The 12,892-nt window shown below is 57.9% G+C and carries 10 protein-coding genes; all 10 read right to left on the bottom strand.

Annotated features, from left to right (window positions below):
• Positions 1–35: 35 nt before the first annotated feature.
• A complete protein-coding gene (locus LAO21_02865) occupies positions 36–425 on the bottom strand; it encodes a response regulator (protein MBZ5551635.1) in 390 nt (129 codons plus the stop codon).
• Between the two features lie 19 nt (positions 426–444).
• The gene (locus tag LAO21_02860; GenBank protein ID MBZ5551634.1) at positions 445–2,448 is read right to left on the bottom strand and encodes a 4Fe-4S binding protein; all 2,004 of its coding nucleotides are present in this window, start codon (positions 2,446–2,448) and stop codon (positions 445–447) included.
• 27 nt (positions 2,449–2,475) lie between these two features.
• Positions 2,476–2,898 carry a response regulator gene (locus tag LAO21_02855; GenBank protein ID MBZ5551633.1) on the bottom strand — a complete coding sequence of 141 codons (423 nt, stop codon included), beginning with the start codon at positions 2,896–2,898 and terminating at the stop codon, positions 2,476–2,478.
• An 85-nt stretch (positions 2,899–2,983) separates the two neighbouring features.
• Positions 2,984–4,705: a [FeFe] hydrogenase, group A gene (locus LAO21_02850; GenBank protein ID MBZ5551632.1), complete on the bottom strand. Its 1,722-nt coding sequence runs from the start codon at positions 4,703–4,705 to the stop codon at positions 2,984–2,986.
• An 88-nt stretch (positions 4,706–4,793) separates the two neighbouring features.
• Complete coding sequence (locus LAO21_02845) at positions 4,794–8,066, bottom strand: FAD-dependent oxidoreductase (GenBank protein MBZ5551631.1); 3,273 nt, start codon at positions 8,064–8,066, stop codon at positions 4,794–4,796.
• Positions 8,056–8,529, bottom strand: coding sequence for an NAD(P)H-dependent oxidoreductase subunit E (locus LAO21_02840; GenBank protein MBZ5551630.1), 474 nt, complete (start codon positions 8,527–8,529; stop codon positions 8,056–8,058). The genes LAO21_02845 and LAO21_02840 overlap by 11 nt, the downstream gene beginning before the upstream one ends.
• 27 nt (positions 8,530–8,556) lie before the next feature.
• Entirely contained in the window at positions 8,557–9,189 is a 633-nt protein-coding gene (locus LAO21_02835) for a redox-sensing transcriptional repressor Rex (protein MBZ5551629.1), read from the bottom strand.
• Between the two features lie 485 nt (positions 9,190–9,674).
• Positions 9,675–9,869: a hypothetical protein gene (locus LAO21_02830; GenBank protein ID MBZ5551628.1), complete on the bottom strand. Its 195-nt coding sequence runs from the start codon at positions 9,867–9,869 to the stop codon at positions 9,675–9,677.
• Between the two features lie 80 nt (positions 9,870–9,949).
• The gene (locus tag LAO21_02825; protein ID MBZ5551627.1) at positions 9,950–11,404 is read right to left on the bottom strand and encodes a serine/threonine protein kinase; all 1,455 of its coding nucleotides are present in this window, start codon (positions 11,402–11,404) and stop codon (positions 9,950–9,952) included.
• Positions 11,405–11,565: 161 nt separating this feature from the next.
• On the bottom strand, positions 11,566–12,753 hold the full coding sequence (locus LAO21_02820) for a Fic family protein (GenBank protein ID MBZ5551626.1): 1,188 nt from the start codon (positions 12,751–12,753) through the stop codon (positions 11,566–11,568).
• Positions 12,754–12,892: the final 139 nt, after the last annotated feature.

Here is a 12,892-nt window from a genome sequence, read left to right as displayed (position 1 = left end):
AGTTCGTGGTCGTGCATCCTTTCCACAAGGTTGGGCTAGACCGCCTGCTTCGCGGCCAGCAGCTTTTCCACTTCATCGACGAGCACACGCGGCTTCACCGGCTTCTCCAGGAACTTCACTCCCGCCAGCCCCCGCTCCATCGGTTCGAGATCAAAACCGGGGCGCATCTCACGGCGGATGCCGGTGAGCACGATGATTTGAAGCTGCGGGTATTGCTCATGGAGGTGGCGGGCCAGGTCGAACCCGACGGCGATGTCTTCCATCACGATGTCCAACACGGCGGCATCCGGAGGGTTCGCCTGGGCACGCTGACGGGCCTCCTCCGCGGAGTAGGCGACCGTCACCGTGTGGCCTCGCCGCGCCAGCACCATTTTGTTTATTTCAATCAGGTCCTCGTCGTCATCCACCAACAGTATGTGTGCCATGGCACTCTCGTCTGAAATGTCAGAGCTGCTCCTCCGGACCCTTCCGGGGGAGTCTGACGGTGAAAGTCGTTCCGGTCGGGCCGGCCGCCGGATCGCTGTTAGAGACGGCCTCGATGTCGCCCCGGTGCATTTTGACAATTCCGTAGGTCACCGCGAGCCCGAGCCCCGTCCCCTTGCCAATCTGTTTCGTGGTGAAGAAAGGTTCAAAAATCTTGGTGAGATTTTCCCGGGGAATCCCGATCCCGGTGTCGCGGACTGAAAACCAGATCTTGTCGTCATTTCCGTCGATGCCGATGGTCAGAGTCCCCCCCTCCGGCATGGCATCGCAGGCATTGCTGAAAAGATTGGTGAGGACCTGGTTGATCTGGTCCGGATCAAGCCCCACCTTGGGGTTAGTGACGGTCGGCTCCACCTTCACGCGCACGTTGGCCGGAACAGGATAAGCCTTGACGGCGCGCTGGATCAGCTTGCACAGATCGACGGTCCGGAGTACCACCTTGTTCTGTCGTGCGAAATGCAGGAGGCGGACGACGATCTTCTTGCAGCGGTCGGCCTGTTCAACGATCATGGACAGGTCATCGCGCCATTCCGGGTGCTGCTCCACTTGCTCCAGCAACATATGGGAATACATGAGGACGACGCCCAGCGGGTTGTTGACCTCGTGGGCCACTCCCGCGGCGAGCTGGCCCATGCTCGCCAGCCTCTCCGAGTGCATCAAGGCCTCCTGCGTGCTGATCAACTGCTGGTGCGAGACGGCAAGTTCCTTGACCGTCAAGCGCAGTTTCTCAATAGTGTAAGGCAGGCACATCTCCGTCTCGGCCAGCCGCCGGTGAATGGCAATGGCATGCTGGACACAGGAATCATAACCACATGCCCCGCAGTTGAGTTCGTCCTCGGGCCTGAGTTTGCCCATTCGGGCAAGAATGGTGACCACCTCTTCATGGGAGGGCTGAGAAACCCGCTGGTCATAAGACTGGAACCCGCGGCTCAGGTCGAGGTCGGCAAAACGGGCCATATCCCGGCTCCACTGTTCTTTTCGGAAGTCGGTCCAATGCTGTTCCACATAGCGACCGACACGATTGCGGCGTCGAAACATCGTCGTGTTGGCGCTCATGCCGGCCCCCATGATGCATCCATTGCAGCACAGAATCTCCAGCAGACGGACATCCAGGCTGTTCGAGTCGACCGCATGAATCGCCTCGACGAACTCCGTCCGGCCATGGGTCGACATAATCTCTGAGTGCATCAGGTCTTCGGTGATATCGGCCGCCTGGAGCATTCCCCGGCTGATCGGAAACAAACCGCCGGGACCGCTCCAGGGTGGATCAAAATCGCTCGGTTCGACCCGGTCAGGGGAGACGCCGGCTTCGGCCATCATGTGGCGAAGTTCATGGAAGGTCAGCACCGCGGCGACCTCGCCTTCTAATTCCTCGATGGCCGCTTCACCCTTCTTGGCAATGCAGGGGCCGATGAATACCACCGGCACGTCTTCGCCATAGAGGCGGTGGATTACTCGTGCCTGTGCCAGCATCGGCGAGACAATCGGGGCCAACCGGGGTACGAGGTCGGGATAATACCGTTCCACATAGCTGACAAGCGCGGGGCAGGTCGAGGCAATGTGATGGCCGTCAAGATCGCTCTCCAACAGCTCGCGATAGCTGCGCGCAACCAGGTCTGCGCCAAACCCCACTTCATGGACGTAAGAGAAGCCCAGCGACCGTAACACCCCGACCACACTTTCGTACTCGCACTCCTCGAATTCAGCCGGGAAGCTGGGCGCCACGAGGGCGGCGACCTTTTGGTTTGAGGCGAGCAGATGAGTAACTTGCTCCGTTTGATCAAGGACCCTCTTCGCCCCCTGGCTGCAAACACGGACGCAGTTGCCGCAGGCGATGCAGCGTTCCGGAATCACCCGGGCCTGGCCATCGGAGATTCCAATGGCCTTGGCTGGGCACTCCCGCACGCAGGTATAACAAACCCGGCAGCGTTCCTTGATGGTTTGTACATAACACTCAGTTTGCATGCTTTTGAGCCTCGCCAGAATAAATCCTTAGGGATGGGTGGAAAACTCCTCCACGTCGACCTCATGGAGCAGGCGCCGGACTTCCGCCTGCAATTGTTCGGAGCGGACCGGCTTGTCCAGCATCTTGTCCACTTTGGTCCAGGACTGGGCCTCCGAGTACTGGGTGGCGAACGACAGTCCCGTGGCTCCCGTGACCGAGGTCAGCATGATGACCGGGGTGTCCGGGTAGAGCTTCTTGATCTGGTAGCTGAGGACGAACCCGGAATCCTTCTCTTCCATCATCAGATCGAAAATGGCGAGGTCGGGCCGGGCCTTCAGCATGGCTTCCTCCGCTGCCACGCGACCCTCCGCCGCCACGATTTCGTAACCCGCGGCAGAGAGGATCGCTGTGACCTGTTCAAGGGTGTCCGGATCATCGTCCACCACGAGGATTCTTTTCTTGGCATTCATAACCACTCCCTTAATCGTTTGAATTCGTAAGCGGATGGCCTCACTCCCGGGCGAGCTGCCTCCCCAAGAGACCGGCCCCCCGCCTCTAAATCAGAACTTCACGCTCGGCGTAATGGGTGTGAAGCAACTGATGGCTCGTCTCGCCGAGCGGCTTACCGAGGAATTCGTCATACAGACGGATCACCCACGGGTTCTTATGGCTGACGCGGATTTCCTCGTGCTGGTCAATTTTGTAGAGCGCCTGCATTCGAGCGCGGATGGCGTCCGGATCGGCGCCGATCGGCTGGCCTCCCCCGTTGATGCATCCGCCCGGACAGGTCATGACCTCAATAAACTGGAGATCCTTCCGTCCTGCCCGGACTTGATCCAGCAGCTTGCGGGCATTCCCCAATCCACTGACAACGGCTGCGCCGACTTCCAACTCTCCGATCCTGGTGTGGATCTCCTTCGCCCCCTTCATGCCGCGCAGGGGCTGAACCTCCAGCCGGGCCAGTTCCTGGCCGGTCAAGAGGTAGTGGGCGGTACGGACCGCAGCTTCCATGACCCCGCCGCTTGCACCGAAGATCTTCCCGGCGGAAGAGCGCTCGCCGAACGGCGTGTCGGCCACCTCGGGATTCATGGCCATCAGATCAACGCCGAACATGCGCAGCATCTGACCCAGCTCCCGGGTCGTCAGCACGTAGTCCACATCCGGGATGAGGTTCGGAGCCATTTCCGGGCGGGTGGCTTCGAACTTTTTGGCGGTGCACGGCATGATGGAGACGCTCACGATCCGGGAGGGATCGATGCCCTTGTGCTGGGCAAAAAAGCTTTTCACAACCGCGCCCATCATCTGCTGCGGACTCTTGCAGGTGGAGAGGTTCGGGATGAAGTCCGGGTAGAACTGCTCCACGAACTTGATCCATCCCGGAGAACAACTGGTCAGCATCGGAAGCACTCCTCCGTGTCCGATCCGGTCCGCCAACTCCGACGCCTCCTCCATGATGGTCAGATCGGCTGTAAATGAAGTGTCGAACACGCGGTTAAACCCGATGCGGCGGAGGGCCGCCACCATTTTTCCGTCGACATCATGGCCTGCCTCGAGTCCGAACTCCTCCGCCAGACTGACCGACACCGCCGGCGCATGCTGGACTACCACCAGCCGGTTCGGGTCGGTAATGGCTGAAATGACCTCGCGTACACTGGAATGCTCCGTCAAGGCGCCCGTCGGGCAAGCCAGGATGCACTGCCCACAGTTGACGCAGCTGGAAAGATTCAGCCCTTGCTCGAATGCGGTTCCGATAAACGTCTTGCAACCCCGGCCCACAAAATCGATCGCTGAAACGCCCTGAATCTCCTCGCAGACCCGGACGCATCGACCACAGAGAATGCATTTCTCGGGGTCGCGCACAATCGAAGGACTGGAAACATCCTTCTCCCGGACAATCCGCTTGCCGCGATACACCCGTTGCTGGATGCCCAGGGTCTGAGACAACCGCTGCAGATCGCATTTTCCACTCCGGGCGCAGTAAAGGCAGTCGTCCGGATGATTGCCCAGCAGCAGTTCGACGATCATGCGGCGCGCCTCCAGCACCTTCGGGCTGCGCGTCCGAATCCGCGCTCCTGCCGCCACCGGATATGAACACGCGGGCACGAAGTTGGGCATTCCCTCCAGCTCGACAACACAGAGGCGGCAGGCCCCGCTGGGCGTCAACCCTTCCAGATGGCACAGGGTGGGGACCTGGATTCCTTCCCGCTTTAAAGCCGAGAGAATGGTTTCTCCTTCTTTGGCTTCAATCTTTCGACCATCCACTTCCAATTCGATCATAGTCACCTCGGTCGTTACCGCTTCGTTGCGTGCAGTTCAGGTTTTGTGCGCCCGGAGTTGCCGGCCAACGCGCAGCCGGGGGCCGGGGTCAATTCGGCTGAGTAAAGTCCAGGTCGCAGCGCAAACAGCGGCGTGCTTCCACCAACACGTCTTTTTCGGCTGGACACATCTCCACTTCAGCAAAGCATCTCTTGCGCTGAGCCACGGGCCGCATGGGGACCTCCAGCCGAAAAATCTCAGCGCCGTCATCATCGCCGGTGCCGACCGGCTCCACGTACACCGTGGGCAGCTTCACCTTGAGAATTACCTTCATCACTTTGCCGGTCACATAGCGGTCGATCATCGTTGCCGCGTGTTTGCCTGCAGCGATGGCGGCAATCACCGTGTTGGGACCGCTCACAATGTCTCCGCCGGCGAACACCCCCGGCCGGTCCGTGGTGTACGACTCGGTGTTGATGGCAACCGGTCCCCGGGAAGACTTGCCCACCCCCTCGAGTCCGGCCCTTTCCGGCTCCTCGCTGATCGCAACGATCAGGGTGTCGAGCTTGACATCGAATTCAGTGCCCGGGACAGCCACCGGGCTCTGACGGCCCGAATCGTCGCGTTCACCGAGCTTGTTGCGAACGAACCGCATGCCCGTCAAACGCCCGTCCTTGGTGTGAACGGCCACGGGGGCCACCAATTCCTCGATCACGATGCCTTCCTCGATGCCGCTCTCGATCTCATAGGGATAGGCGGGCATTTCCTGACGCGACCGGCGATAGTAGACCGTGACGCTTTCCACCCCCGATTGACGGATGGCCGCACGAGCCGCATCAATGGCGGAATTTCCACCGCCGACGATCCCCACGTGTCCCTGGGCCAGCGACTTGTTCTGCAAGTTGTACGCCTTGAGGAATCCTATCCCCGGCAGAATCCCCGCGGCTTCCTCACCCGGCAATCCAAGTTTCTTGCTGCGATGAGAACCGGTCGCCACAAAGACAGCCTTGAAACCGTCTTCAAACAGCTTGTCGAGGGTGAAATCGCGTCCCAGGGCCTGGCCATAGCGCATCTCGATGTGATCATTCATTAAGGCTGCAATCTCTTTGTTGAGCACCTCGCGAGGCAAACGATAAGCCGGAATCGCCGACGTTAACATCCCCCCCGCATGCGCTTCGCGTTCAAACACCGTCACATAATGCCCGAGCAGTGAGAGGGAGTTTGCCGCGGTCAGGCCCGCCGGCCCGGCTCCGATGATGGCAATCCGGGCGGCGTCAGATCGAACTGCCGGGATTGATCTCCCGTCGGCAGGATCCACCGTATCCACCACAAAACGCTTGAGCGCCCGGATGGATATCGGCTGTCCTCCCGTGGCGCCCGCACGGCACACGGATTCACACGGATGGTCACAAACACGCGCGCATGCGGACGGGAAAGGATTGGCTTCCCGGATGGTCCGGTAGGCCTCGACATACTCTCCGCGAGCGATGTGCGCCACGTAGCGCCACACCTCCGTCCCAGCAGGACATCCGCTCTGACACGGTGCACCGACCAGCTCTTTGCACGATCCCGATGGGCAGCGGCGCTCGTAGACATGGGCTTCATACTCGTCCCGGAACCATTTGAGCGTGCTCAGTACGGGATTCGCAGCCGTCTGGCCGAGCCCGCACAAGCTGGTCGCCTTGATGGTTTCACCCAGCTTCTGGAGATGCATGATCCCCTGCATACGCAGAAGGGCGTCCAAGTCCTCTTCTTTATGCCGAGGTCGCGTCACCGCCTCGAGAATTTCAAGCATGCGGCGCGTGCCTTCCCGACAAGGAATACACTTTCCACAACTCTCGCTCTGAATGAATTCCATGAAAAACTTGGCGAAATCGACCATGCACGTAGACTCATCGACGACCACCAGTCCCCCTGAGCCCATGATGGTGCCAAAATTCTTCAACGCTTCGTAGTCCGTCGGAATGTCCAGGTGCGACTCAGGCACGCACCCGCCTGAAGGACCGCCAATCTGCACCGCCTTACAGCGCTTGTGGTTGGGAATGCCCCCTCCGATGTCGAAGACAACCTCCCGCAACGGCGTGCCCATGGGGATTTCCACCAGCCCGGTCCGCCTGACCATGCCCGACAGCGCGAATACCTTCGTCCCCTTGCTGCCCTGGGTTCCCATCGCGGCGTACCAATCGGCGCCCCGATCCAAAATGAGCGCCAGATTCGCCAGCGTCTCAACATTGTTGATGACCGTGGGCTTGCCAAACAGGCCCTGGACCGCAGGAAAGGGCGGCCGCGGCCGGGGCATCCCACGCTTGCCCTCGATGGAGTGGATCAGCGCCGTCTCTTCTCCACAAACAAATGCTCCGGCCCCCATCTTGAGCCGGATGTCCAGATCCACACCACTCTTCAAAATGTCCTGGCCGAGTAGCCCGTGAGCGCGCGCCTGGGCGATGGCCGCCGTGAGACGCTTGACCGCCAGCGGGTACTCTGCGCGGATGTAGATATAGGCCTTGGTCGCACCAATGGCGTAGGCCGCGATCAATATGCCCTCCAACAGCCGATGCGGATCGCTTTCGCAAACGGCCCTGTCCATGAACGCCCCGGGATCGCCTTCGTCGGCATTGCAGATGAGGTATTTCTGGTCAGCAGCTGCGCCTCGGGCGAATTTCCATTTCTTTCCGGTGGGGAAGCCCCCCCCGCCGCGCCCCCGAAGGCCGCTTCGTTCGACCAGGTCACACACCTGGTCTGGAGTCTGCATGCGCAATACCTTGGCGGCTGCCGAGTAGCCGCCGCGGGCGATGTACTCGGCGATGTTTCCGGGATCGATAATCCCACTCGACGCCAGCACCACCCGGACCTGCCGCTTCAAGAACGGATGCTCATCGAGAAAGGGCACTCCCTCCCAGGGTTGAGTGGAAGCAGCCCGGTACTGGCCCAAAACCGGCTCCATCGGGACTCGGCCCTCCTTGAGCATCGCCCCGAGCAAATGCCGCACCTTCTCCGCCGTGACCCCGCCGAAGCTCACTCGGGGGCGACCGGGGAGCTGAATATCCACTATGGGCTCATCGGAACACATCCCATTGCACCCGACCTCGACCACCTCAGCGGTGAGTTTGCTTTGACCGAGGAACTCGCGGATGGAGGCCAGGGTCTTGCCCGCGCCCGCCCCTAACCCACAGGTTCCCGCCCCCACGAAAATGACCGGGCTGGAGACGACCTCGCGTCGCAACGCGGAGAGCGTAGCGGCCAACTCCTGAGGCCCCTTGGCGCAAGCGTCGGCAAAGGGCGCTGCGTTCAGTGCTCCCATTAGATCGTTTGAGAGTTCTGTGAAATCAGTCCAGCACTTACCCGGTGCGTTCATCGTGACATCTCCCGAATTAGCGCTCATTCCTGTTCTCCCTGTCTCGACATTCATGGATGATCTTGACGAGCTTCTGAGGGGTCACCTTGGCATAAAACTCGCCATTCAAGTTCACCACCGGCGAGAGGCCACAGGCCCCCATGCAGGCGACCACCTCCAGGCTGAAGAGCAGGTCTCGAGAGGTTTGCCCCGGCTTCAATTTCAAGTATTTCTGCGCCATTTCAAGCCCCCGGGCCGATCCCTTGACATGGCAGGCGGTGCCGCGGCAGACCATGAAGTGGAACTTTCCCTTGGGCTGAAATCGGAATTGGTTGTAGAAGGTCGCCACCCCGTAGATCTTGGTGGTAGGCAGTTTGAGATGCTTGCTGATGCAGGCGATCGCCTCTCGCGACAAGTACCCCTGTTCCTCCTGCACTTCCTGGAGGATGGGAATCAGGGCATCACGTCCTGCCCGGGGATGCTTTTCCAAAACAGACTCGACGGCACTCATGCGATGTTCTCCTTGGTCTAAAGATCCTCAGTCTGACTTGAGCGACTGGCGTGCGAAATAAGCGACTTTGTCCATGGAGAGGGCAAAATCAATGTCCTCCACATAGACATGAAGAGGAACCTGAAGCGGCTTGCGGGCAAAATTCAGGATTCCGCGGATCCCCGAAGCCACAAACAGGTTGGTAACAAACTGTGCCTCCTCCGCAGGGACGGCGATGATTCCCACCGTGATCCCCAGGTCACGAATGACCTTCTCTGCTTTCTCGATCGAGTAGCAGGGACATCCTCCGATCAGCCGGTCGTACTTTTCGGGGTTCTTTTCAAACGAGGCCGCGATCGTCAGGGCGTGCTGGCGGCCGGAGAAGTATTTCAACAGGGCCCTCCCGATGTTGCCCACGCCAGCCAAAGCGACCCGCTGCTCCGTGGGAGGGAACGCGAAGCTCTCAATATGCTCACTGAGTTTTCGAACTTCGTAACCATGAGCGGGAGTACCCGTGTACCCGAGAACCATGAGGTCTCGGCGCACCTGGGCGGCGGTCACTCGTGCCCGGCTGGCCAGGTCGTGGGAATGCACATGTGTTTGATTCTGTTCGGTGAGATCTTTCAAGGCGCGCGAGTAGAGGATAAGCCGGCCGACTGTTCGATGGGATATGATCTTCACAACACCTGGCCTCCTCCGTGACTCTCGTAGCATTGTGATTAATTTCACATCTAATTGCAACAAAAATATTTCAGTATGTGAATATTCATGGATATACAGTTTTAGCCGTGAGTCAAGTGCTTTGAATTGAGGGTTGGAAGAGGATCCTCCCAGCGCACATGAGAAGGGCTAAGTACAGTAAGGCAGGCCTTTGTAATAGTTAGGGACAATACCGAGTGGCACTAAGTTAATGGTCTATCATTCTGAATGAGCCAAATCCCTGAAAGGGATTTCTTCAACAGCCCAGGGTCTGAAATCCTTGTGGATGCCCACGAACACGGAAAGGTGATTTTGATAATGTAAAAAGGACCCACCTGAAGGGCCAGTGATCATCGAAAAGGGACCCACCCCCGTGTGGGGGGGGGGGGGGTAGATAGAGAATTTCATGAATCTTGTGGGGCGGGGGCCCCCACTGGATTCATCTCCTTTCTCGAATTCGCTTGTTTTCAAAGCACACCCAGAATCCAACCCTCGATTTGGGCTACGGCGCATTCCACCGGTTTAAGCGGAGGTTTGAGGAATTGCTGCAAAGAGCCATCTGGGTCGGCACGGAGCAGCCATGCCGACACCGCATAGGCGGCCTGTTGATCTTTGTTGCGATCTTCGGTCGGAAAACGCCGCATCCAAAGCGACGGGTACACTTCCGCCACCAGAGATCGGTCCTCTGGGATCTCCCAGCCATCGAACGGCCAGAAAGAGAATTCGGGACTCTCCCTCGGAGTCAGGGAGCCTTGATGATCTTGGCGAGGCTGACCGCTGCGGTGACGAGTCCTGAAACAATCCCGACGAAGGAAATGAGAAAAGCGATGAGTTTTTCATGGCGGATGTACCAGGGTGATAAGCGAGGCATCAGCTTCTCGAGGAGTTGAGCGACATTCATCAGGGCGGATTGTTTGTCCTTTGATTCTTTGGCTGATTCGTATTCTCGAACCATCTTGACGATCGTTTCTCCCAGGATCTTTTCATCGATTCGACGGCATTTTGAAATGAGGTCCTCAACGTCCAGGGCAAGGCTGGCGCTCAGAATGTTCCGGACCTTTGTTCCCAGCAGCACTCGAGTAGCCTGTCGCTCTACCTCGGGCCGTCGCTGCTCAAGAGACTTGCGGACAAAGAAGCTGAGGGCCAGTCCTCCCAATCCAATCAATAATCCGGCAAGGATCCCATAGCCGGCAGACAACTTTCCCCGATTCATCCATCCTAGGACAACAGCACCCAGCGCCCCGATTAATATGCCGATAACCAAAAGCACACCAGGCCAATTTCGGCTGCTCGTTTCGCTCGTACCGGGACGGCCTTCTCTCGGTGGTTCAATGTCAACCGGCGGTATCCCACTGGTTTGAAGAAGGCCTTCGATTTCTCTAAGAACTTCTGCGGCTGACTGTGGCCTTTTGCTTGGATTCTTACTGAGGCAACGAATCAAAAACAAACTCACCTCGGTGGGAATGTGTTTCTCCGCCGGAATGGACACTTCTTCATTCATGATTTTGACCAGGAACGCGAATGTGTCCTGTGTCTTTGGGTTGAAAGGGGGATATCCAATGAGCATTTCATAAAGCAGCACGCCCAGGCCGTAGACATCCGTGGCCGCTGATTGCGGTTGAGCGCGCAATTGCTCAGGCGACATATAGGTTGGAGTGCCATAAAACTGCCCCGTTTGTGTCAGGGCCTGACCTCCTGAGGGACGCATCAACTCCCCCAGTGCCCCAAAATCCACAAGACACGCTTCTGAGAAGGCCGGTCCATCTGTTCCAGCGGGTACGATGACGTTCGAGGGTTTGATATCGCGGTGGATGATTCCTACGGCATGGGCTGCGGCAAGAGCCTCGGTGATGGCCCGGAGTAAAGTGAGTGCCTGCGGGAGAGTCAGCGTCCCCCTGACAAGAATCTTATCGAGGGGGTCCCCTTCGATCCAGTCGAGGACCAGGTAGCAGCGGCCATCATCCAGGCGGCCGGAATCCAGAATTTGAGCAACTCGGGGATGCCGAATTCTCGACAAGGCCGCTGCCTCTTTTTGAAGTTTTGCCGCGCCTGTTTCATCCAGTTGAGTAGCAATTTTTATGATAACCTGCCGGCTCAAGGCAGTATCCTGGGCCAGATGGGCGGAGCTGTAAGCCCCCTCCCCGAGAAGGCTCAGCAGCCGATATCGTCCAGCGATCAATTGTCCTTGATCATTCATGAGGATACCCGTCGCACGAAGGCCTGTCTGGCTTCTACGTCTTCAGTGGAAGCGTGGATGGTACCACCGGAGGTGGCGCCATCGTTATACTTATTGATTATTGAAGCCTGGCACCATGCTGTTATCTTTCTGGATAGTTCGTTTCGGGTGGTTGGGCAGGGCTAATCCAAAAAGCTATGCGTTCTTGCCTTGGGCATGTGCCTGACGCGATCGAAGAATTCTGTCTCAGTGATTTCAGTGGGCCATTCGAGATGAGCGGAGATGTGAATGCGATTATCGTCACCCCTTTTTACTTCTGCCGCTCCCAAACGGATCAGATAATTCAAATCTCTGATAAGTGCCTTGCCAGGATTGGCCAGCGATTGATAAACCGACGAAGTCTTGGCCGTCAATTCACTCGGCGTGAGAGACTCGGAGTCCAACAGCAATTTGAGTATCTCCAAATGCCGTTCCGCCATGACGCGTCTACGGGGTGTCCGGAGTCGTCTAAACAAATCAAACATCATGTTACGGAATAGCGCCTTTTGGACGTGAGTTCTGATTTCCCTCATCAGCCGCTGGCACTGAGATTCAATCCCGCGCAAACCGAATTTCAAAAACACCGTAAGATCGTGCCCGTCGGCCCGGACGGCAGCGAGCGCCGACAAGTAGCTGTTCTTTTCTTCGTAGTAATAATTGGACATGGCGATAAAGAGTGTGTCCCTCAGCCCTGCCCGTTGCAGCATCAGCGCCTCCAGGGCGCGCGCGGTGCGGCCATTGCCATCCAAAAACGGATGCATCGCTGCAAAATGATAATGGAGCGCCAAGGCTTGTATCAACGGATCATGGTCGCGAAACTCGTGTTGCACGGCTTGACAGAATTCCCTGAATGCCGATTCACACTCACTGCCACCTTCTGCGCCTCGATGTCTGGGGGTTCCAAAATTTACATTCTCGTCCCGACCCCGTAGTTTTCCGGGCGGACAATGATCGTCATCGGCCCCCGTGATGATTCTGCGATGCATCTCACAGATGAGTTCCGCATCCATGGGGCGGTCATTTTGCAGCTTGGCAATCCATCGATACGTCGCAACCGCTGCGGCGGCTTGCCGCTGTGAACGCGTGTGGAGTTGCTGTGGCGTTTGTTTCAACGCCTCATCCAGTTCTTTCTCAGTGAATTCCGCTCCTTCAATTCGGGAAGTTCCGGCGACCTCACGCTTGAGTTGGATGACTTGGAGCTGTTCAGCCCAGCTTCTTTGAAACGGAATGGCGGTCAAGGCAAGCACGGCTGCCTTTGCCGTTGCAAGCTCGGTCACGAGGGCCGCACGGTCATATGCAATCCATTGCCTTGGAATTTCGTAACGAATCATCGAATACAGGATATAAACAATTTCATTTCCAAGTCAACACCAATGCACATTTATTCTTTCTATCTTAAAATAAAGTACTTAGCGCGGCTGAGGACAAAAACATTCTCTCCACAAGACACGTTTCATTTCCAGTACATTT

The sequence above is a fragment of the Terriglobia bacterium genome (assembly GCA_020073085.1).
GTDB lineage: Bacteria > Acidobacteriota > Terriglobia > JAIQFV01 > JAIQFV01 > JAIQFV01.
This window is presented reverse-complemented; position numbering and strand designations above follow the sequence as displayed.

Bases quoted from the DNA above. Each gene is read 5' to 3' on its own strand.
- LAO21_02865 (MBZ5551635.1), bottom strand. From the start codon at position 425: ATGGCACACATACTGTTGGTGGATGACGACGAGGACCTGATTGAAATA.
- LAO21_02860 (MBZ5551634.1), bottom strand. From the start codon at position 2,448: ATGCAAACTGAGTGTTATGTACAAACCATCAAGGAACGCTGCCGGGTT.
- LAO21_02855 (MBZ5551633.1), bottom strand. From the start codon at position 2,898: ATGAATGCCAAGAAAAGAATCCTCGTGGTGGACGATGATCCGGACACC.
- LAO21_02850 (MBZ5551632.1), bottom strand. From the start codon at position 4,705: ATGATCGAATTGGAAGTGGATGGTCGAAAGATTGAAGCCAAAGAAGGA.
- LAO21_02845 (MBZ5551631.1), bottom strand. From the start codon at position 8,066: ATGAGCGCTAATTCGGGAGATGTCACGATGAACGCACCGGGTAAGTGC.
- LAO21_02840 (MBZ5551630.1), bottom strand. From the start codon at position 8,529: ATGAGTGCCGTCGAGTCTGTTTTGGAAAAGCATCCCCGGGCAGGACGT.
- LAO21_02825 (MBZ5551627.1), bottom strand. From the start codon at position 11,404: ATGAATGATCAAGGACAATTGATCGCTGGACGATATCGGCTGCTGAGC.
- LAO21_02820 (MBZ5551626.1), bottom strand. From the start codon at position 12,753: ATGATTCGTTACGAAATTCCAAGGCAATGGATTGCATATGACCGTGCG.